This window comes from Streptomyces iranensis (assembly GCF_017874715.1).
GTDB lineage: Bacteria > Actinomycetota > Actinomycetes > Streptomycetales > Streptomycetaceae > Streptomyces > Streptomyces iranensis.
Window position 1 is genome coordinate 121,813 of record NZ_JAGGLR010000030.1, and the last position, 22,717, is coordinate 144,529.

Genomic DNA, 22,717 nt, shown 5'->3' on the forward strand with positions numbered 1-22,717 from the left:
GGCTTGACTTCTCGCTATACGGGACGAACGAGACACCGAACAGGGGCTGATGTGGCGAACGGGGCAAAGGGTGCAAACCGCCGTTCCGGCGAGTCGTCGGACGAGTCGCCGGAGGTGTCGGAGGCGCCGGCGATGGCGGAAGTCGCGGAGCCGGTGGAACCGGTGGAGCCGGCCGGGTACGCCCCGGCCCCCGGTCTCGCCGCCGGGCTCGAGGCCGACCGGGCGCTGCTGGGGCGCACCAGCACGGCCGAGCGCGTCGCGGACATCCTGCGCGACCGCATCGCCGAGGGGTTCTTCCCGCCCGGCACCCGGCTGTCCGAGGACAGCGTGGGCGGCGCGCTCGGCGTCTCGCGCAACACCCTCCGGGAGGCGTTCCGCCTGCTGACCCACGAGCGGCTGCTGGTGCACGAGCTGAACCGCGGCGTCTTCGTCCGCGTCGTCACGGTGGACGACCTCAACGACATCTACCGCGTTCGCCGGCTCGTCGAATGCGCGGCGGTGCGCGGCCTGGGCGAGCCGCCGTACGAGGTGCGGGCGGTCGAGGCGGCGGTCCTGGCGGGCGAGCGCGCCGCCCGGGACCGGGCCTGGCAGGACCTGTCCACCGCCAATATCCGCTTCCACCAAGCGATCGTCTCCCTCGCCGGAAGCCCCCGCGCCGATGAACTCATGCGCGGGGTGCTGGCCGAGCTCCGGCTGGTCTTCCACGTCATGGCCGACCCCCGCCGCTTCCACGCCCCCTATCTGGTGCGCAACCGACAGATCCTGGAGGTGCTCCAGGGCGGCGACGCGGTGGAGGCCGAGCGGCTGCTCGCCTCCTATCTGGACGATTCCCAGGGACAGTTGGCCGACGCCTACGGGCGCAAGATGTCCCGTCGATAGAGGTTTCCCAGCGGTAAACGATCCGGCGGGGCCGGAACAAGTTCGTTTCAGGCTCTTGTCGGATCGTTGAACGAACGCCTAGCCTCCGGTGCACCCTCCTCACGCCCCCGTGAGGTCCTTGTGCGCGGAAGGCGGGACGCATGATCGTTCTCCTTGGCGTCCTCGTGGTGATCCTCGGATTCGCCACACGACGCAACCCGTTGCTGGTGGTGGGGGTCGCCGGCATCGCCACCGGACTGCTGGCCAAGCTCTCGCCCCAGGAGATCCTGGCGGCCTTCGGCAACGGCTTCGCCTCCAGCCGCTCGGTGACGATCTTCGTCATCACCCTGCCCGTGATCGGCCTCCTGGAGCGCCACGGCCTCCAGGAACAGGCCCGTACCCTCATCGGCCGGCTGGGCAAGCTCACCACCGGCCGGTTCCTCGCCCTCTACCTGTTGCTGCGCCAGCTCACCGCCGCCCTCGGCCTCACCAGCATCGGCGGCCCGGCCCAGAGCGTCCGGCCCATGGTCGCGCCGATGGCCGAGGGCGCCGCGGAGCGCCGCCACGGCCCGCTGCCCGAGCGGGTCCGCGAGCGCGTCCGCTCGTACTCCGCCAGCGCCGACACGGTCGGGCTGTTCTTCGGCGAGGACTGCTTCCTGGCCATCGGCTCGATCCTGCTGATCACCGGGTTCGTCAACACCACGTACCACACCCACCTGGAGCCCCTGCAGCTGGCGCTGTGGGCCATCCCCACCGCCGTCTGCGCCTTCCTCATCCACGGCTTCCGGCTGCTGCGCCTGGACCGCTCGCTGGACCACGACCTCGCCGCCTCCGGCGGCCGATCCGCTGCCGAGGGCAGCCGCACCGCGGAGGAAGCCAAGTGATCAAGGCGGAGTGGTTCTACTGGCTCGTCGGCGCCGTCTTCCTCGCCATGGCCGCCCAGATGGTCGTCGACCGCACCAATCCCAAGCGCCTGGGCTCGGCCGCGTTCTGGGGGCTGCTCGGCGGCTGCTTCTTCTACAGCAGCTGGGTGGTGGAGAAGAAGGCCCCGGCCGAACCGCTGGGCGTCGCCGTCCTCGCCATGGTCTGCCTGGGCGGCTTCCCGCTCACCGGGCGCGGGGTGCCGCGCACCACCACGCCCGAGCAGCGCGTCGCATCCGCCGCCCGGCTCGGCAGCAGGCTGTTCGTCCCAGCGCTCACCATTCCGCTGGTCGCCGTCGTCTGCGCCTCGGCCGTCAAGCACTGGCACATCGGGGGCGAACCGGTCCTGGAGGCGGGCAGCGAGACCATCCTCGGCCTCGGCTTCGGCGCGATCGTCGGGCTGCTGGTCGCCATGGTCGTGGTGCGCGAGCGGCGGCCCACGGTGCCCCTGCACGCGGGCCGGAGCCTGCTGGAGTCCATGGGCTGGGCGCTGCTGCTGCCCCAGCTGCTCGCCGTGCTCGGCTCCATCTTCCAGGAGGCAGGGGTCGGCACCCAGGTCGGCAAGATCACCGAACAGGTGCTGCCGGAGGGCCAGAAGTACGTGGCCGTGGCCGTCTACTGCGTGGGAATGGCCCTGTTCACCGTCATCATGGGCAACGCCTTCGCCGCCTTCCCGGTGATGACCGCCGCCATCGGCTGGCCCGTGCTCATCCAGCAGATGCACGGGGACGCGCCCGTCGTCCTCGCCGTCGGCATGCTGGCCGGATTCTGCGGCACGCTCGTGACGCCCATGGCCGCCAACTTCAATCTGGTGCCCGCCGCCCTGCTGGAACTCAAGGACCAGTACGGGCCCATCAAGGCGCAGATCCCCACCGCCGGGGCGCTGTTGGTCTGCAACATCGCCATCATCTCGCTCTTCGCCTTCTGAAGGGGGCCGCTGCTGTGACCCGCGTGCTTCTCACCGGCTTCGAACCCTTCGCGGGCTCGGCCGTCAACCCGTCGTGGCAGGCCGTGTCCCTGGTGGCCGCCGATCCGCCGCCCGGCACCGAGGTCACGGCCGTACAACTCGCCTGCGTCTTCGGCACCGCCCTGGAGGAGCTTTCCGCCGCCGTGGCGGAGGCCGACCCCGACCTGGTGCTGTGCGTGGGCCAGGCGGGCGGCCGTCCCGGTGTCACCGTCGAACGAGTGGCGATCAACGTGGACGACGCCCGCATACCCGACAACGCCGGGCGGCAGCCCATCGACGCACCGGTAGTCCAGGGCGGCCCCGCCGCCTACTTCGCGTCCCTGCCCGTCAAGGCCTGTGTCGCGGCCGTCCGCGAGGCCGGGATTCCGGCCGCCGTCTCACAGACCGCCGGAACGTTTGTGTGCAATCACGTCTTCTACGGTCTGGCCCATCTCATCGCCACCGAGCGGCCCGCCCTGCGCGGCGGCTTCGTCCACCTCCCGTACGCGCCCGAACAGGTCGTGGACGGCGCCGAACCCGCACTTCCCGCCGCCATGGCCGCCGACGCGCTGCGGGCGATCATCGGGGCGGCCGTGAACACCCGGACCGATCTGCGCGTCGCCGAGGGGGCAACGCATTGAACGCCTACGAGCCGTACGGGGCGAACGAGCCGAACGAGCCCGACGCGGCGAACGATCCGAATGAGCCGGACGAGCCGGATGAGCCGGATGAGATGGATGAGCCGGACGGGACGGGGAGCGAACTCGGCCGGTACGCGGCCCGGTTCGCCGCCCTCGCCACCGCCAACGTCACCCGGGCCTACCCCAACGCCCCCGCGCATCTGCTGCGCGGACCCGAGGACCTGATCGAGCCACGCCGGCACCACCCCGCCTTCTACGGCTCGTACGACTGGCACTCCGCGGTCCATATGCACTGGCTGCTGGTCCGGCTGCTGCGCCGCTGCCCCGACCGCGTCCGGGCCGACGAGGTCACCGCCGTACTGGACGGGCACCTTACGGCCGGTGCCCTCGCCGCCGAGGCGGACTATCTGCGCGCCCACCCCTCCTTCGAGCGCCCTTACGGATGGGCCTGGCTGCTCGCGCTGACCGCCGAGTGCCGAAGCCTGCCGGGGCCTGCGGGCGAGCGCTGGGCCGAGGCCCTGGAACCGGCCGCCGACGCCGTGTGCGCACTGCTGAGCGGATGGCTGGAACGCGCCACCTACCCGGTACGGCACGGCGTCCACACCAACAGCGCCTTCGCCCTCGGCCTGGTCCTGGACAGCGCGGCCGCCGCGGGCGCCAAGGGGATCGTCGAACCGGTGACCGAGGCCGTCCTCGACTGGTTCGCCGACGACCGCGACGCCCCCGTCCACTGGGAGCCCTCCGGGCAGGACTTCCTCTCGCCCGCGCTCACCGAGGCCGAGACGGTCTGCCGGGTGCTGCCGGAGGAGGAGTTCGCGCGCTGGCTGGAACGCTTCCTCCCCGGCGTCGAATGGGGCGCGCCCGTCACCGTGCTCACCCCGCCCATCGTCTCCGACCCCGCCGATCCGCAGATCGGCCATCTGCTGGGCCTCATCCTCAGCCGGGCCGCCGCGCTCCGCCGCCTGGCCGCCGCGCTGCCGTACGGCGATCCGCGCGCGGACGTGCTGCGGACGGCGGCCCGTGACCATCTGGCCGCCGGGCTCCCGGCCGCCGTCTCCGGGGACTTCACCGGCGACCACTGGCTCGCCACCTTCGCGGCGCTCGCCCTGGACGGACCACCGGCCGGTGAGCCGTAGACTGACGGATCGGTGAGGTGCGGGGGACGCGCCGGTGTACGCGCGTGCACGCGCAGGGGACCTGGTGTGTCATAGCGGGATCTCCGTGCCGTTTCGTACGTTGTCGGTGCGACCGCCTACTCTGTGCGACGTGACATCTCCACCCCCGGGGGCCGCCGCGCCCCAGCTCAACACCGCTGAAGGGGCCGCCAGGCCGGCCCCGGGCCCGGCCGCCGACGAGGGCCTGGCCCGGCGGCTGCGCGCGCTCGCCTGCACCGCGCCGCTGCACGACCTGGACGCGCGCAAGGCCAACCTCGCGGGGGAGTATGGGGTGTACGCGATGGCGGAGGTCGCCCTCGCCGCCATCGACCTCGTCACGCTCCACATGGACTTCGACACCGGCGCGGACCACGAGCAGATAGTGGCCAGGCTGCTGCCCCGGGTGGCGGCCCAGGCCCCCGGGCGTCCCGCCGCCGAGCACGACCGGGTCGCCCGCTGGGTGCTGGAGAACCTGATCAACGTCGGCAGTGTGGACCGCGGCTTCCGCGCCGTTTACGGCACCTTCGGGCCCGATGGGGTGTATGTCCGCCGGGACTACGACTTCAAGCTGATCGAGGAGGTGCCGGGCCCCGGCGGCAGCGTCTATCTGCGCACCACCGACGAGGCGGTCAACGTCCTGGTCGGCGCCCTCGACACGGATGTCACCAGCGCCCAGATCGCCGCCGAGGTCAAGCTGGAGGTCCTGATCAGCCGGGGCCGCCTCGCCGATGCCCAGCTCGCCGCCGAGCAGGCCCGCTACCGCACCGTGCAGTACTCGGAGACGCTGCGCCGCACCCTCGACGCCACCCGGCGCAACGTCCGGGCCGTCGACTGGCTGAGCACCGTCCCCGAGCTGATCAGCGAGGCGCTCGACCACGTCGCCGACCGCTACCGCCATGAGAACGCGATCCTCACCAACATCCGCAAGGCGCGCGACGAGGCCGAGGGCACCGAGCACAAGCGGCGCGCCGCCGAGCTCGTCGACATCGTCAAGGACTGCATCCGGCGCCACACCCAGCTGCAGTCCCGGCTGCTGGAGGCCGGTCCGCTGTTCCGGGCCGAGCAGGACCGCCAGGCCTTCGCGCCCCCTGCCCCGCGCTCCGGATACGACCTGTACGGACAGCTGCTGGCCCCCTTGCTCCCGCTGCCCCTCGAGCGCGCGGGCCGGGTCACCGACGCGTTCTTCGCCCGCGGCACGGGGCTGCGCACCCCGACCTCGGTACGGATGAGCGACCTGGTCGAGATGCTGCTCACTCCTCCCGTGGAGCGGGAGCACCTCGGCGCCGAGATGCCCGAGCCCGACCTCATCGCCACCCCCGACGACAGCCGCTTCAGCGAGGAGCAGCTGGCGGTGGCCATGGAGTTGCTCGAACTGCCCGCGGACGCCCCGCGACGGCTGTCCGGGCTGCTCGCCGACGCCCGCCGCCGCGACCGCGATCTGCCCTATCTGATCGCCCTCCTCGCCGTCCACGCCGCCAGCCCCCCGGTCGGCACCGCCTACCGCCAGGGCGAGCAGCGGCTGCTGTTCGCCGTGGACGACGGCACCGAACTGGACGACCCCGAATTCGGCGGCGCCGACCTGATAGTGGGCACCGCCCTGCTGGACGCGGCCGGTATGGCGGCCGACCGCGCGGAGGTGGCGTGATGGCCGCGACTCATGAGTACGCCCCGCGCGAGGAGGTTCAGCCGTGACCGAGTACGACATCGACGAGATGACACCGCCGGACGCGGCGCCCGCCCCGGCGGCGGCCGGGCTGACGCCCGCCGACGCGGCCGACGCCGCGCGGCTGGTGGCCTTCGGGCTCCAGCCCAAGCTGTTGCCCGCGCGGGACGTCGAATACGCCGAGCTGCTGCGCCGCCACCGCGACGAACCGGCGTTCGCGCGCCTCACCGACGCCATCGCCGCCGGGCTCGGGCTCATCGTGCTGGAGGTGTCGACCCGCGCCGGAATGGCGGTGACCGCCGCCGAGGACTCCGTCTTCGCCGTCCGTATGGGTGACTACGCCCGCCGCGCCGCCACCGACTCGGCCGACCGCTTCCTGCACGGCCTCGCCCATCTCGCCGTCGCCGCCCTGGCGTTCCCCCGCCCCGAGGACCTCGCCGACGACGGCTATATCGGCCGCGTCACCGTCAACGGGGTCGACGCCTTCGTCCGCCAGGCGTGCCGGCGGCTGGAGGAGCGCGCCGAGGAGCAGGGGGAGAACACCGACCCCGCCACCGGTGCGCCCGGGTTGGAGTCCGCCTGGCGGGTCTACGCCCGGCGCAGCGCGACCGGCGCCACCAAGGACGCGCGCAGGCTCGCCGGTTCCACCACCGGCATCGTCGGCAAGGCCGTCGCCTTCCTCGTCGACTCCGGCTTCCTCCAGCGCACCGGCGACGAATCCGGCGGCACCTACCGCACGACCGCCCGCTATCAGCTCCAGGTGCGCGACATGGCGGCCTCCGCCGCCATGGCCGAGCTGCTGGAGCTCGGCGTCGTCCCCGTCGGCGACGGCGGCGCCACCCTGCTGCCCCCCGACCAGGGAGACGACCTCGACCTGGTGGCCGACGCCGGTCTCCCCTTCCACTCCTGAACCCCGACGCCCGGCCCCCCACCCGCCCGACACCACCACACCTTCCGACAACGAGAGTCCGCCGCCATGTACGAGCTGTCCCGGATCCGCCTCTACTCCATCGGGCCGGCCGGTGCGCGTTACGCCGACACCGTGCTGGACCTGCGCGGAGTCGGCGAGCCGGTGCCCAGCCCCGCACCCACCCAGGCGGAGTTCTTCGAGGAGGAGCCGGTCGGCCCGCCGCGCCGCCCCGCCCCCGCCGGGGTGCTCTTCCTGGAGAACGGCGGCGGCAAGTCCGTCCTGCTCAAGCTGATCTTCTCGGTGATGCTGCCCGGCCATCGCAACACCCTGGGCGGCGCCAGCTCCGGTGTGCTGCGCAAGTTCCTGCTCGCCGACGACTGCGGGCATGTCGCGCTGGAGTGGCAGCACACCGTCACCGGTGAGACCGTCGTCGTCGGCAAGGTCAGCGAATGGCGCGGTCGTCAGGTCTCCAACGACCCGCGGAAGTTCGCCGAGGCGTGGTACTCCTTCCGGCCCGGCCCCGGCATGAGCCTGGACTCGCTGCCGGTCGCCGAGTCCGCCGCGGTGCGGCCCGTCGTCGAGGGCGCCTCCACCGCACGCGGCCGCCGCCGCACCATGAAGGGCTTCCGTGACGCCCTTACGGAGGCCGTCAAGGCGTACCCGCATCTGGACGTGGTCTGGGTGGAGATCCACGAGCGCTGGAACGAACACCTCGGCGAGCTCGGCCTCGACCCCGAACTCTTCCGCTACCAGCGGGAGATGAACGCCGACGAGGGCGAGGCCGCCGGGCTCTTCGCGGTCAAGAACGACTCCGACTTCACCGACCTCCTGCTGCGCGCGGTCACCGACACCCGCGACACCGACGGGCTCGCCGACCTCGTCCATGGCTTCGCCCACAAGCTGGGCCGCCGCGCCGAGCTGACCGCCGAGCGTGAGTTCACCGCCGGTTCGCTCGATCTGCTCCAGCGCATCGCGGACGCCGCGGAGCGGCGTGAGCAGGCGCGCGGTGTGCACGCGGGCGCCGAGCGCCGCACCCGTGCGCTCGCCCGGCGGCTGTCCGCGCGCGGCGCGGAGGAGCGGGCGCGTGCCGCCGAGCTCGCCGAGCGGGTCGCCTCCGCCGCCGAGGCCGTCACGGACGCCGAGGGGGCGCGCGGCCGCAGCGACCTCGTCGCCGCCGAACTCGCCTTCCGGCACGCCTCCTTGGCGCTCGCCGCCGCCGAGAAGGGCGCCGCCGCGCAGCGCCGTGAGCTCAACGACGCCCGCACCCTGCACTCCGCCTGGCAGGCCGCCGAGACGGTGCTGCGCCACCGCGCCGCCGCCGACCGCTCCGCGCGCGTGGCCGCCGCCATCCGCGAGGCCGAGCGGGACGCGGCCCCCGCCCTCGCCGCGCGTGCCAAGGCCGCCGCCGACCTCGTCCGCACCCTGCACGCGGCCGCCGAGGACGGCGAGCGGGTCGCCAACGAGGAGGAGGAGCGCTCCGCCGGCCTCCAGGAGGCGGGCGAGGCCGCCCACCGCGACGCCACCTCCGCCGCCACGGCGGCCCAGCGCGCCCGCAGCGACGCCGAGCATCTGCGCCAGCGGCTCGCCGAGGTCGAGCAGGAGACCGCCGAGGCCGTCCGCGCCGGATGGCTCGACGACTCCGCCCCCGACGCCGACCCGGCCCGCGCCGCGCTCGCCGCGAGCGACGCCGAGAAGACCACGGTCGCCGCCTTCGACGAGGCCCGCGAGACCGCCCGGCGCACCGCCGACCACGCGAAGTCGGCCGCCGCCGACGAGGCCCGCACCGAACTGGCCGCGGCGCGAGCCGTGGACGCGGCGCGGGCCGCGGAGTCCGCGTACGACGCCGAGCGGCGCGCCGCGGAGGCGCTGGGCGCGGAGCAGCGCCTGGTCGAGCTGCTGGGCCTGCCGCAGCCTTCCGCCGCCGTCCCCGCCCCACGCGGTGCCGCCACCCGCCCGTCAGCGGCGGACGCGCGCGCGCCGCGCGGGGTGACGGTACGCATTCCGGACGCGGACGGCATGGGCCGCCGAGGCGCCCGAGCCCTGCCGACCGACTCCGACCGGGCCGGGTGGGTCACGGTCCACGTGGACGAGGAGGACGGGGACGACGTCGGCCTCTCCCAACTCCCCGCCGCCTTCCGCGCGGACCCCTCCGCCCGCACGATCCCCGTGGACGGCGAGCCCGCGCCCCACGACCACGCCTACGCCCCCGAGGAGCCCCCCACCCACACCCGTGAGCGCCTCGCGGCAGAGGACTACGCCGGGCCGGGTCCCGACTCCGGCTCGGCGGCCTGGTCGACGAATGCCATCGCGGACGCGGAAGGCGATGCCGCGGCTTCGGGCGACCGGCTCCCAGGCACCGGACCGGCGCCCGGTGACGGCGTTGCCGCCACATGCGCGCTCGGTGAGCCGTGCCCGGTGGGCGAGGTGCCGGGGCACGTTGCGGGGGCGCGGGACGGCTCCGCCCCCGTCGGCGGTGGACAGGCTGATGCCGGACCGGTGGACGAGGCGGAAGAGACGCGTCCCACGCGCCATGGAGCGGCATCTGCTGAGGACGCGGAGGCGGGTCCCGGGGAGGCCCCCGGGCGCCGTCCGCTCGCGGCGGAGTCGCGGCCCGCGGGGCGGGTGACGGTGCGGATCGACGAGGTCGAGGACGATCCGTCGGGCGGTGGCGGTCCGCACCCTGAGGGCCAGGGTGGCGAGGCCCCGGCCGTGGCGGCCGATTCCCGCGGTGACGGCGGTCAGGCCGGGACGCAGGCCGCTACGGACCTCACCGGCGTCAGCCAGGCGGCCCCGTCGGGCGCCCCGCGCGGTGGCGCCCGGGTTGTGGCGGCCGATTCCCGGCCGCCTGGGGAGGTGTCGGCTCGGGTCGGCGACGGCGACGGCGGTCGGGTCGAAGCGGAGGCCGCCGCCACCGACACCCGGCCCGGCCCCGACGACGCCGACTCCGCCACCGCCCCCGACGACTCCGACTGCTGGAGCCCCGAGCCCGGCAGCGAACCCCAACCCGATCCCGATAGCGACCGCAGTCGCCACCCCCAGCCCGCCCCGCGGACCCTCGCGGAAGGCCCGCTCACCGCCGAGGAGTTGGACCGGAACGCCGAGGCGTTGCGGGAGCTGCTCGAGGAGAGTGTGGGCTCCGCCGAGCGGCAGTTGTTCGAGTTGCGGACCGCTGCCGCCGAGGACGCGCGGATCCTGGGGGCGCTCGGTGACGGGGGGCTGTTGCCGCCCAGTGCCGATGTGCTGGCGGCCGTCGAGTTCCTCGGCGAGCACGGCATCCCCGCGCTCCCCGGCTGGCGCTATCTCGCCCAGGCCGTGGACCCCGTCGACCACGCCGCCGTGCTCGCGGCCCGGCCCGAGCTGGTGGACGGTGTCGTCATCACCGACCCCGGCACCCACGCCCGCGCCCGTGAGGTGCTCGGTCAGGCGTCGCTGCTGCCGCGGTCCGCCGTGGCCGTAGGGACGTCGGCCGCGCTGCTCGCGCCGACGCCCGCGCCCGACGCCGAGGACAGCGGGGTCTTCCTCGTGCCGCCGAACCCGGCGATGCACGACGAGCGCGCCGCCGACGACGAGCGGCGCGAGCTGCGGGCCCGTGCCACCGCGCGGGACGAGGAGATCAGGGCGCTCGCCGCCCGGCTGGCCGGGGACCGGGCGCTGTCCGCGCGGCTCGCCTCCTGGCGCACCGGCTGCCCGCCCGGCCAACTCGCGGAGCTCGCGGCGGCGGCCGAGACCGCGCGGGAGAACGCCGACGCCGCGCAGAGCGACCTCGTGGAGGCGCGTACGGCACGGGCCGAGGCCGACGAGGCCGCCACCGAGGCCGCTCGCGTCCGGGACGAGCGCCAGGAGGCGGCGCAGCGGGCCCGCCGGGTGGCGGACGCGCTGGCCGGTCTGGCGTACCGGCTGCGGGAGCGCGCCACCTGGCAGGCCCGGCTGCGCGAACTGGCCGAGGAGGCCGTCGAGTACGAGGAGCGGGCCGCGGGCTGCGTGGACCGGGCCCGCGCCGCCGACGAGGACCGGCGCGCCGCCCAGCGCGCGGCCGACGACGCGCGCCGTACCGCCCGCGCCCTGCGCGCCGAGCGTGCGGAGATCGCGGGCGCCCCCGACGATCTCGGCGAGGCCACCGAGCCGCCCTCCGCCTCGCTGCCCGCGCTCCGCGAGGCGTACCGCGCCGCCTCCCAGGTCTACGAGAAGGTCGGCGTCGGCGCCGACCTCCGCGCCGAACAGGCCCGCGCCGAGAGCGACGAGAGCGCGGCCCTCGCCACCCTCGACCGGCTCACCAACAAGGTCCGCACCCGCGCCGCCCAGCTCCTGGAGGGCACAGACGGCGCCGACGGCCCCTCCCGGCAGGCCGCCGCCGCCCGCGCCGAATCGCTGGTCCAGATGCTGGAGAGCCGTGCGTCGGCGGCGAGCGAGCAACTGGGCCGGCTGCGCGGCGAGGCCGAGCGGCTCGCCCCCGCCGACGGCGACGCCCACACCGAGCTGCCGGAGGAGACGGTCCCGGCCGACGCCGAGCAGGCGAAGGAGCTGCTGCGCACCGCCAACGGCGAACTGGCCGCCCGTACGGACGCCCTGGACACCGCCCGCACCGCCCACGCCGACCTGGTGCGCGCCCACCGCGCCGCCGAGGACGCCGCGGGCGGCTTCGACGAGACCGCCGCCCTGCTGCGGGATCTGCTGCGGGACGGCCCCGGCGCGGAGGACGACGGCGAGCGGCCCGAGCCGTACGCCGGGGAGCTCGCCGAGGCCCGTCAGGCCGCCGCCGAGACCCGCCGCTCACTGCGCGGCTGCGCCGCCGACCTGTCGGCGGCCGAGTCCTCGCTGCGGGAGGCGAGCGACGTCCTCGTACGGCACGCCAACTCCACCCGCTACGAGCAGGTGCGCACCCCCGCCCGCCAGCAGATCCGCGAACTCCCCGCGGCCGCGCTGCCCGAGCACGCCGCCGCCTGGGCCGAGGCGTTCGCGCCCCGGCTGCGGGTGCTCACCGACGAGCTGGAGCAGCTGGAGCGCAACCGCGACTCGATCGTGGACCGGCTGCGCGGCCTCGTCGAGTCCTGCCTGGCCACGCTGCGTTCGGCGCAGCGGCTCTCCCGGCTCCCGGAGGGGCTCGGCGAGTGGTCCGGCCAGGAGTTCCTGCGGATCCGCTTCGAGGACCCCGACCAGGCCTCGCTCACCGAGCGGCTCGGCGAGGTCATCGACGAGGCCACCCGCTCCGCCGTCCGGAAGAACTCCGATCTGCGCCGGGACGGCATGTCGCTGCTGCTGCGCGGGGTCCAGGCCGCGCTCCAGCCGCGCGGAGTGGCCGTGGAGATCCTCAAGCCGGACGCGGTGCTGCGGGCCGAGCGGGTGCCGGTGGGGCAGATGGGCGATGTGTTCTCCGGCGGCCAGCTGTTGACCGCCGCCATCGCGCTGTACTGCACGATGGCCGCCCTGCGCAGCAACGACCGGGGCCGGGACAAGCACCGCCACGCGGGCACCCTCTTCCTCGACAACCCCATCGGCCGCGCCAACGCCACCTATCTGCTGGAGCTCCAGCGGGCGGTGGCGGACGCGCTGGGGGTGCAACTGCTCTATACGACGGGGCTGTTCGACACCACGGCGCTGGCCGAGTTCCCGCTGGTGATCCGGTTGCGCAATGACGCGGATCTGCGGGCCGGGCTGAAGTACATCAGCGTCGAGGAGCATCTGCGGCCGGGGCTGCCGGTCCGCGAGCCGGAGGAGGAGCAGCAGGTCCACGGCCAGATCACCGCCACCCGGATGTACCGCCGCCCCGAGGCGGACGCGGAGGCGTCCGACGGGGCGGCGGACCGGCCGTGAGCCCGGTGGGCTACCCCGAACCGGTGTTCACCGTCTGGGTGATGCTCCGGGACGAGGACGTGAAGTTGACATCGCCGTTGTAGTTGGCGGTGACGGTGTGCGTCCCCTTCTGCAGTGGGTTGAACGTCGCGGAGGCGGTGCCGTTCACCAGTGTCACCACCTGGGGAGTGCGATTGGTGATGGCCAGGGTGACGGTTCCGGTGGGCGTCCCCGCGCCGGGGGCGACGGGGGAGACGGTCGCGGTGACCGTCACCGGATCGCTCACCAACGAGGGGTTCGGGGAGGAGACCACGGCCGTGGTGGTGGCCGCCTTGTTCACGGTCTGGGTGTCGGTGCCGCTGGATGTGGCGAAGTTCTCGGTCCCGTTGTAGGTGGCCGTGATGGTGAACGGGCTCCCGGTGGTGGTCGTGTAGGTGTGGGTGACGGTCGCGATGCCGCCGAACAGGATGCCCACGGCGGTGTTGGTGCCGTCGCCGAAGGAGAAGGTGACCGCCCCGACCGGGGTGCCGGACGCGGACGAGACCGTGGCCCTGATGGTCACCTGCTGGCCGACCACCGAGGGGTCGGGGGTCGAGGTCACGGTGGTGGTGGTCGCGGCCTTGGCGTTGATGGTCTGGGTGTCGGTGCCGCTGGAGGTGTTGAAGTTGGTGTCCCCGTTGTACGTGGCCGTGATGGGGAAGGGGCTGCCGGTCCTGGTGGTGTAGGTGTGGTTGACGGTCGCGACGCCGCCGGAGAGGGTCACGGTGCTGTTGCCCGTACCGTCGCCGAAGCTGAAGGTCACCGTGCCGGTCGGGGTTCCGGCGCCGGGGGAGAGGGATGCCACGGTGGCGGTGAGGGTCACCGACTGCCCGGTCGCCGAGGGGTCCGGCGCGGAGACCACGGTCGTGGTGGTGGCCGCACGGCCCACGGTCTGGCTGTCGGTGCCGGTGGAGGTCGTGTAGTTGGTGTCCCCGTTGTAGGTGGCGGTGACCGGGTAGGGGCTGCCGGTCCTGGTGGTGTAGGCGTGGGTGGTGGTGGCCGTGCCGCCGGACAGGGGCGCGGTGACGGTCGGTGCGCCGTCCCCGAAGGAGAAGGTGACCGTCCCCGTCGGGATTCCGGCGCCCGGGAGGATCGATGCCACGGTGGCGGTGAGCGTGATGGTCTGGCCGGTGACGCTGGGGTCGGGCGCGGAGGCGACGGTCGTCGTGGTGGTCGCCTTGTTGACCGTCTGGGTGTCGGCGCCGGTGGACGAGGTGTAGCCGCTGTCCCCGTTGTAGGTGGCGGTGATGGTGTACGGGCTGCCCGAGGTCCCCGCGTAGGCGTGGGTCACGGTGGCCGTGCCCCCGGCGACCGGCGCCGTGGCGGCCGGTGTGCCGTCCCCGAAGGAGAAGGTGACGGTGCCGGTCGGGGTTCCGGCGCCCGGCCCCACCGCGGTGACGGTGGCGGTGAGGGTGACGGTCTGGCCGGTGACGGTGGGGTCGGGGGAGGAGGCGACGGTCGTGGTGGTGGTCGCCTTGTTGACGGTCTGGGTGTCGGTGCCGGTGGAGGGCGCGAAGCCGGTGTCGCCGTTGTAGGCGGCGGTGACCGTGAAGGGGCTGCCCGCGGCGCCGGCGTACGCGTGGGTGGCGGTGGCCGTGCCACCGGACAGCGGTGCGGTGATGGCCGGTGTGCCGTCCCCGAAGGAGAAGGTGACGGTGCCGGTGGGCGTTCCGGCGCCCGGGGCGAGCGCGGTGACGGTGGCGGTGAGGGTGACGGTCTGGCCGGTGACGCCGGGGTCGGGCGAGGAGGACACCGCCGTCGTGGTGGCCGCCCTGTTGACCGTGTGCACATCGGTGCCGGTGGACACCGTGTAGTCGCCGTCCCCGTTGTAGGTGGCCGTGACGGTGTACGGGCTGCCGGAGGCACTCGCGTAGGAGTGGGTGACGGAGGTGAGGCCGTCGGCGAGCGGTGCGGTGGCGGTCGGCGTGCCGTCGCCGAAGTCGAAGGCGACCGTCCCGGTCGGCACCCCGGCCCCCGGGGCGGTCGGCACCACCGTCGCGGTGAAGGTGGCGGGCTGACCGCTGACCGTGGGATCCGGCGCGGAGACCACCGCCGTCGTGGTGGCGGCCTGGTTCACGGTCTGGGCGTCGGTACCGAGGGACGTGAGGAAGCTGGGGTCGCCGTCGTAGGCGGCGGTCACCGTGAAGCCGTCGGCGCTTGTATAGGTGTGGCTGATGGCGGCCACCCCGTCGGCCAGCGGCGCCGACGCGACCGGGGTGCCGTCGCCGAAGTCGAAGGTGACGGTGCCGGTCGGCACCCCCGCCCCCGGGGCGACGGGGCCCACAGTCGCCGTGAGGGCCACCGGTTGCCCGACCACGGAGGGATCGGGCGCGGAGGCCACCGTCGTGGTCGTGGCGGCCGGGGCGATCGTCTGGGTGTCGGTACCCGCGGATGAGCTGAAGTTGACGTCCCCGCTGTAGGCGGCGGTGACCGTGTACGGGCTGCCCACCGCGGTCGTGTAGGCGTGGACCACGGTCGCCACCCCGGCGGAGAGCGACGCGGTGGCGGTCGCCGTGCCGTCGCCGAAGTCGAAGGTCACCGTGCCGGTGGGCACCCCGGCACCGGGCGGGGTCGGTGCCACGGTCGCGGTGAACGTCACCGCCCGGCCGGTCACCGAGGGGTCCGGCGAGGAGGCCACGGTGGTCGATGTGGTGGCGGCGCTCACCAGCACCGTATGCGTCCCGGTGGCGGCGGACGGCGCGAAGTCGGCATCGCCGCTGTAGGTGGCGGTGACCGTGAAGGGGCTGCCGACCGAGGTCGCGTAGGGGTGGGTCACGGTGGCCACCCCGCCGCTGACCGGTGCGGTGGCGGTCGGCGAGCCGTCGCCGAAGTCGAAGGTGACCGTCCCGGTCGGGCTGCCCGTCCCCGGAGCCGCGGCGGAGACCCTGGCGGTGAAGGTGACCTGCTCGCCCGCCACGGACGGGTCCGGAGAGGTGACCAGGGAGGTGGCGGAGTCCGCCTGGCCGACCGTCTGGGTGTCCGTGCCGGTGGAGGCGGTGAAGTCGGCGTCGCCGCTGTAGGAGACGGTGATGGTGTACGGGCTGCCGGAGGTGCCGGCGTAGGTGTGGGTGATGCTCGCCGCCCCCTCGACGAGCGGCGCGGTCACGGCCGGGGTGCCGTCGCCGGGGTCGAAGACGACGGTGCCGGTGGGGATTACGTCCCCCGGTACGGCCGGTGCGACGGTGGCGCCGATGGTCACCGCCTGACCGGCCACCGAGGGGTCGGGGGCCGAGGTCACCGTGGTGGCGGTCGCGGCCGGGTTCACGGTGTGGGTGGTGGTGCCGGTGGAGGCGGTGAAGTCGGCGTCGCCGCCGTAGTCCGCCGTGATGGTGTACGGACTGTCGAAGGCGATCGGATAGGCGTGGGTGATGGTCGCCACCCCGCCGGTGACCGGCGCCGTGACGGCTCCCGTCCCGTCGCCGAAGTCGAAGGTGACCGTGCCGGCGGGGGTTCCGGCTCCGGGGGCGACGGCCGCGATGGTGGCGGTGACGGTCACCGCCTGGCCGGTGACCGACGGGTTGGGCGAGGAGTCGACCGTCGTCGTCGACAACGCCCGCTCGACGAGGTGCGTTTCCGTGTTCACCGAGCCGATGAAGTGGGTGTCTCCGCCGTAGGCGGCGGTGACCGTGTACGGGCTGCCCGCCGCGGTGGAGTACGTGTGCGCGGCCGTCGCCACGCCGTCCGCCACCGGGACGTCGACCGTGGGAGTGCCGTCGCCGAAGTCGTAGGTCACCGTGCCCGTGGGCGCGTCCGTGCCCGGGGCGACCGGCGCCACCCTCGCGAGGAACGTCACCGGCTGGCCCGTGGCCGACGGCTCCGGCAGATCGCTGATGGCGACGGTGGTCGAGGCGCGGCCCACGGTCTGGGTATCGGTGCCGAGGGACGTCAGGAAGTCCGCGTCGCCGTCGTAGGTGGCGGTGATGGTGTACGGGCTGCCGGCGCCGTCGGCGTAGGCGTGGGTGACGGTGGCCACGCCCGCGGTCATGGGCGCGGTGACGGCCGGACTGCCGTCGCCGGGGTCGAAGGTGACGGTTCCGGTGGGGGTTCCGGCTCCCGGGGCGACGGCCGAGACGGTGGCGGTGAGGGTCACCGGCTGGCCCGTCACCGAGGGGTCGGGCGAGGAGGCCACATCGGTGTGGGTGGCGGCCGGGGTGACGGTCTGGGTGTCGGTGCCGGTGGAGGCGGTGAAGTCGGTGTCGCCGCCGTAGTCCGCCGTGAGGGTGTACGGGCTGCCCGAGGTGTCGGCCCAGACGTGGGTGATGGTGGCCACCCCGGCCGTGACCGGCGCGGTGGCGGGGGCCGTGCCGTCGCCGAAGTCGAAGGTGACGGTTCCGGTGGGGGTTCCGGCTCCCGGGGCGACGGCCGAGACGGTGGCGGTGACGGTCACCGGCTGGCCCGTCACCGACGGATCCGGTGTCGAGAACACCGCCGTCGTGGTCGGGGCCCGGCCGACGGAGTGGGTGACGAGGTCGCCGGAGCCGGTGAAGTCGGGGCTGCCGCCGTATGTGACGGTGACGGGGTACGGGCTGCCCGCCGCGGTCGTATAGGCGTGCACGGCGGTCGCCAGGCCGTCGGTGACCGGGGCCGCGGCCGGGGTGCTGCCGTCGCCGAAGTCGAACGTCACCGTGCCCGTGGGCGAGCCCCCGCCCGGTGCCACCGGCGCCACGGTCGCCGTGAAGGTGACCGGCTGGCCCACGACGGACGGCTCCGGCGCGGAGCTCACCGTGGTGGTCGTCGCGGACTGCAGGACGGTTTGCGGCTCGGTGTCCACCGAGGACCGGAAGTCGTCGCTGCCGCCGTACGTCGCGGTGATCGTGTACGGGCTGCCGAGGCTGCTCGCGTAGGTGCGCGGAAGGATGGCGGTCCCTCCGGTAAGGGGCACGTCGACCGTCGGAGCGCCGTCGCCGAAGTCGAAGGTGACCGTGCCGGACGGCACCCCGGCCCCCGGCGGCACCGGGGCGACCGTCGCCGTGACGGTCAGCTCCTCGCCCACCACCGACGGATCGGGATCGGCGGTCACCGTGATGGTGGTCGAGGACGGCTGCACGGTGTGGACGTCGGTGCCGGTGGAGGGGGCGAAGTCGCCGTCGTCGCCGTAGGTGGCGCTGATGGTGTACGGACTGCCGGACGTCTCCGCGTAGGCGTGGGTCACCGCCGCCACACCGGCCACGCTGGGGGCGGTGACCGTCGGGGTGCCGTCGCCGAAGTCGAAGGTGACGGTGCCGTTGGTGGTGCCCGAACCCGGGGCGACGACCGCCACGTTGGCGGTGACGGTCACGGGCTGGCCGACCTCGGTCGGGTCGGGCGAGGAGAAGACGGTGGTGGAGGTGGCCGCCGGGTTCACGGTCTGGGTGAGGGTGTCCGTGGATCCGGTGAAGCTCACGTCCCCGTCGTAGGTGGCGGTGACGGTGTAGGGGCTGCCCGCGGTGTCCGGGTAGGCGTGGACGGCGATCGCCGTCCCGTCGGCGAGGGGCGCCCGGACCGCCTGCGTGCCGTCGCCGAAGTCGAAGGTGACCGTGCCGGGCGGGGTCCCCGCGCCAGGCTGCCCCGATGCCACGGTCGCGGTGAAGGTGACCGGCTGGCCCGTCACGGACGGATTCGGCGCGGAGCTCAGCGTCGTGGAGGACGAGGCCGGGGTGACCGTCTGGATGTCCAGCCCGGTCGACCCGGTGAAGTCGTCGTCCCCGCTGTAGACCGCGGTGATGGTGTACGGACTGCCCGCTGTCGAGGCGTAGACATGGCTGGTCGTCCCCGTGTCGCCGGTCAGCGGGACGGTGACGGTCGTGGTGCCGTCGCCGAAGTCGAACGTCACGGTCCCGGTGGCGGTGCCCGCGGCGGGCGGCAGGACCGCCACCGTCGCGGAGACGGTCACCGCCTCGCCGACGGCGGACGGGTCCGGGGTGGTGCTCACCGTCGTCGCGGTGGCCGAGACGTCCATCTCCACCGGCTGGACGGCGGTGCCGGTGGACGTGGCGAAGTTGTCGTCACCGCTGTAGGTGGCGGTGATGGTGTACGGGCTGCCCGCAGTGGAGACGTAGGCGTGCGTCGTCGTGGCCACACCGTTCGCGACCGGCACGGTGGCGGTCGTGGTGCCGTCGCCGAAGTCGAAGGTCACGGTGCCGGTCGGCGCGCCCGCGCCCGGCGGCACCGGCGCCACCCGCGCGATCAGCGTCACGGTCTGGCCCACCGCCGACGGAGTCGGCGACGAGGTCACGACGGTGGTGGTCGCGGCCGGTGTGACGGCGTGGACGAGGGTGTTCTCGGACGGGGCGAAGTCGCCGTCGCCGCCGTACTCGGCCGCGATGGTGTACGGGCTGCCCGCCGTGCCGGCGTAGGCGTGGGTGACCGTGGCCGAGCCGTTCACCAACTCGGCGGTGACCGCCGGGGTGCCGTCCCCGAAGTCGATGGTGACCGGCCCGGTCGGGGTGCCCGCGCCGGGCCCGGTGGGGGCCACGGTGACCGTGACCAGCTCCCCGGTGACGGTCGGGTCGGGCGTGGCGGTGATCGTGGTGGCGGTTTCGGCCGGGTCGACGGGGTGGAGGCGGGTGCCGACGGACGCCACGAAGTTGGCGTCGCCGTCGTAGTCGGCGGTGACCGTGTACGGACTGCCGACCGCGGTGGTGTAGGCGTGATCGGTGGCCGCCGAACCGCCGGTGAGGGGGAGGGCGACGGGTGCGGTGCCGTCGCCGAAGTCGAAGGTGACCGTGCCGGTCGGCGTGCCGGAGGCGGGGGGCACGGCCGTGACGGTCGCGGTGAAGGTCACCGTCTCGCCGGTCACCGAGGGGGACGGCGAGGCGGTCAGCACCGTGGTCGACACGCCCTGGACGACCTGATGGGTGTCGGCCGCCGAGGACGTCAGGAAGTTGGTGTCGCCGCTGTAGGTGGCCGTGACCGTGTACGGGGTCGCCGACTCCGGGTTGGTGTGGTCGACCGTGGCCGTGCCGCCGGTCACGGGTGCCGTGACGGGTGGCGTGCTGTCGCTGAACTCGAACGTCACCGTGCCGGTGGGCGAACCGGCCCCCGGGGTGTCGGGGGTGACCTTCGCGATGAACGTCGTGGACTGCCCCACGCTGGACGGGTCGGGCACGGAGCTGAGGGCGGTGGCGGTGGCGGCCGGTTCGACGGTCTGGGTGTCGGTGCCGCTGGACGCGGTGAAGTCCACGTCGCCGTTGTAGGTGGCGGTGACCGTGTAGGGGCTGCCCGCGGTGTCGGTGTAGGTGTACGTGGTGGTCGCGGTGTCACCGGAGAGGGGCGCGGTGAGGGGCGGGGTGCCGTCCCCTGGGTCGAAGGTGACCGTCCCGGTGGGGGTGCCCGCGCCGGGTGGCACGGCCGTGACCGTGGCGGTGAAGGTCACGGGGTCGCCCACCGCCGAGGGGTCGGGCGCGGTGGTCACGGCGGTCGCGGTGGCGGCCGGCTGGACGCTCTGCGAGTCGGTGCCGAGGGACGTCAGGAAGTTCGTGTCGCCGCTGTAGGTGGCCGTGATGGCGTACGGGCTGCCGGAGGCGCCGGTGTAGGTGTGCGCGGCCGTCGCCTGGCTCGCGGACACGGGCTGGGTGACGGTCGGGGTGCCGTCGCCGAAGTCGAAGGTGACCGTGCCGGTCGGCGTTCCCGCCCCCGGGGAGACCGCCGTGACCGTGGCGGTGACGGTCACCGGCTCGCCCACCGCCGAAGGATCGGGTGCGGAGGACACGGCGGTCGCGGTCGAGGACCGCCCCACCGACTGGAGGTCCGTCCCCGTGGAGGCGGTGAAGTTCGTGTCGCCGTTGTAAGTGGCGGTGATGGTGTAGGGGCTGCCGGTGGTGTCGGTGTAGGTGTGGCCGGTGGTCGCCGTGCCATCGGCGAGGGGTGCCGTCACGGTCGGGGTGCCGTCGCCGAAGTCGAAGGTGACCGTCCCGGTGGGGGCGCCCACACCGGGCGGTACGGCCGTGACCGTGGCGGAGACGGTCACCGGCTGGCCGACGACGGACGGATCCGGTGCGGAGCTCACCGCGGTGGCCGTCCCCGCCTGCTCGACGATCTGGGCGTCCGTGCCCGTGGAGGCGGTGAAGTTCGTGTCGCCGTCGTACGTGGCGGTGACCGGGTACGGGCTGCCGGAGACGTCCGCGTACGCGTGGGTCACCGTGGCCGCACCGTTCGTCAGCGGCTGGGTCACGGCCGTGGTGCCGTCGCCGAAGTCGAACGTCACCGTGCCGGTGGGCGCACCGGCCCCCGGCGGCGCGGGGGCCACCTGGGCGACGAAGGTGACGGTCTGTCCGGGCACGGACGGATCGGGGGCGGAGTTCACCGCGGTGGTGGTCGATGCCTGGCCGACGGTCTGGGTGTCCGTGCCCGTCGAGGCCGTGAAGTACGGATCGCCGCCGTACTCGGCGGTGACGGCGTACGGGGCGATCGACGGCGCGGCGTAGACGTGGCTCACCGTGGCCGTACCACCCGTGAGGGAGACGGTCACGGTCGGGCTGCCGTCGCCGAAGTCGAAGGTGACGTTGGAGGTGGGGGTGCCCGCCGTGGGCGGAACGCCCGCCACCACGGCGGTGAAGGTCACCGGCTGGCCGACGACGGAGGGGTCGGGCGCGGAGGTGACTTCCGTGGTGGACGGCGCCACGTAGTTGAAGCCGTCCGGAACCGTCACGCCGCCCCCGGCGGTGGTGACGGTGATGTCGGCGGGGCCTGGCACGTTCGGGGGCGTCACCACGACGAGCAGGGTGTCGGAGATCGACCCGAAGGACGTGGCGGGGACGCCGCCGAAGGTGACGGCGGTGACATGCCCGAGCCCGGTGCCGGTCAGGACGACGGGCTCACCGCCCGCGGTGGACCCCGTGGTCGGGCTGACGTCGGTGACGACCGGCACGGCGGCGTAGGTGTAGAGCAGCCGGTTGCTCACCCCGCCCACCGTGATGACGTAGACCGGAACGGTGCCGGGCCCCGAGGCCGGGGGAGCGGTCACGAGGAGGTGCTGGTCGGACACGGCCGTGGGGTGGGCGACGGAGTCGCCGAAGTGCACCAGCCCCGCGGTGCTCAGATTGACGCCGGTGAGCTCGACGATGTCGCCCCCGCCGAGCGGTCCGGCGACGGGCGCGATGTCGGTCAGGGTGGGCCAGGGGAGGTAGAAGAACGAGCCGATGGGGGCCGTGCCGCCCGGGGTGGTGACATACACCGGTACCGAGCCCGACCCCGAAGGGCTCACCGCGACGATGGTCTGGTCGTCGAGGACGGAGAAGCTCGCCGCCCGGCGGGTGCCGAAGAACACGTCCGTGGCGCCCGAGAAGTGGCTGCCGATGACGGTCACCAGCGTCCCGCCGCTGTACGGGCCCTGGTCGGGGAAGATCCCGGCGAACTGGTTGAAGAGCTCGTACGCGCCCAGCGGGCGAACGGCCTCGAGGCCCGACCGCGCCCCGGGGAGCACCGGCCGGTCCGGATCGCCGGGGAGGGGGCCCATCAGGGTGCCGCGGCGGAGGGCGGCCAGCGCGTCGAGGCGGTCGAGCGCCGTGCGCACCACCAGCCGGTCGGGCATGCTCCGCGCCGGGAGCGGGATCGGCGCGCTCAGCGTCGGAACGAGCCTGTGGGATTCCGGATCGACGACGGCGATGCAGTTCTCACCGGGATCGGTGACGAGGATGAGTCCCAACGGGCGACAGGGCATGACGGCTCCGATCTGGCAAGGCGTCTTCCACTCCGCCGGAAAGGATGGGCAGCCCACCGGAATCGGACGGATTCAGTAACCCATTCCGGTGGGACCCGGGCAATATCCTTGGCCGCGGCTCACCCGAATGGCGCAGCGCGCACCGCCCCGCCCGC

At 74.1% G+C, this 22,717-nt stretch carries 9 protein-coding genes; 8 read left to right on the forward strand and 1 reads right to left on the reverse strand.

Translation table 11 applies throughout. The annotated features are described in order from the left end of the window. Positions 1 to 132 precede the first annotated feature (132 nt). From J2Z30_RS41845 to J2Z30_RS41880, 8 genes are all read left to right on the forward strand, one after another. Entirely contained in the window at positions 133 to 879 is a 747-nt protein-coding gene (locus tag J2Z30_RS41845) for a GntR family transcriptional regulator (protein WP_245389040.1), read from the forward strand. A 140-nt stretch (positions 880 to 1,019) separates the two neighbouring features. Further along, positions 1,020 to 1,742, forward strand: coding sequence for a DUF969 domain-containing protein (locus J2Z30_RS41850; RefSeq protein WP_020873553.1), 723 nt, complete (start codon positions 1,020 to 1,022; stop codon positions 1,740 to 1,742). After that, positions 1,739 to 2,707, forward strand: coding sequence for a DUF979 domain-containing protein (locus tag J2Z30_RS41855; protein WP_044579271.1), 969 nt, complete (start codon positions 1,739 to 1,741; stop codon positions 2,705 to 2,707). Before J2Z30_RS41850 ends, J2Z30_RS41855 begins: the two co-directional genes overlap by 4 nt. Before the next feature lie 14 nt (positions 2,708 to 2,721). Next, positions 2,722 to 3,366: a pyroglutamyl-peptidase I gene (gene pcp / locus J2Z30_RS41860; protein ID WP_044579273.1), complete on the forward strand. Its 645-nt coding sequence runs from the start codon at positions 2,722 to 2,724 to the stop codon at positions 3,364 to 3,366. Between the two features lie 92 nt (positions 3,367 to 3,458). Beyond that, on the forward strand, positions 3,459 to 4,502 hold the full coding sequence (locus J2Z30_RS41865; protein WP_044582331.1) for a DUF2891 domain-containing protein: 1,044 nt from the start codon (positions 3,459 to 3,461) through the stop codon (positions 4,500 to 4,502). Positions 4,503 to 4,632: 130 nt separating this feature from the next. After that, positions 4,633 to 6,165, forward strand: coding sequence for a hypothetical protein (locus J2Z30_RS41870; protein ID WP_044579276.1), 1,533 nt, complete (start codon positions 4,633 to 4,635; stop codon positions 6,163 to 6,165). 67 nt (positions 6,166 to 6,232) lie between these two features. Continuing rightward, positions 6,233 to 7,093, forward strand: a complete 861-nt coding sequence (locus tag J2Z30_RS41875) for a hypothetical protein (RefSeq protein ID WP_245389059.1) — start codon at positions 6,233 to 6,235, stop codon at positions 7,091 to 7,093. Between the two features lie 66 nt (positions 7,094 to 7,159). Beyond that, on the forward strand, positions 7,160 to 12,904 hold the full coding sequence (locus J2Z30_RS41880) for a hypothetical protein (RefSeq protein ID WP_044579278.1): 5,745 nt from the start codon (positions 7,160 to 7,162) through the stop codon (positions 12,902 to 12,904). A 10-nt stretch (positions 12,905 to 12,914) separates the two neighbouring features. Here J2Z30_RS41880 and J2Z30_RS41885 read toward each other — a convergent pair whose 3' ends face one another. Continuing rightward, positions 12,915 to 22,547, reverse strand: a complete 9,633-nt coding sequence (locus tag J2Z30_RS41885) for an Ig-like domain repeat protein (RefSeq protein ID WP_044579279.1) — start codon at positions 22,545 to 22,547, stop codon at positions 12,915 to 12,917. Positions 22,548 to 22,717 lie beyond the last annotated feature (170 nt).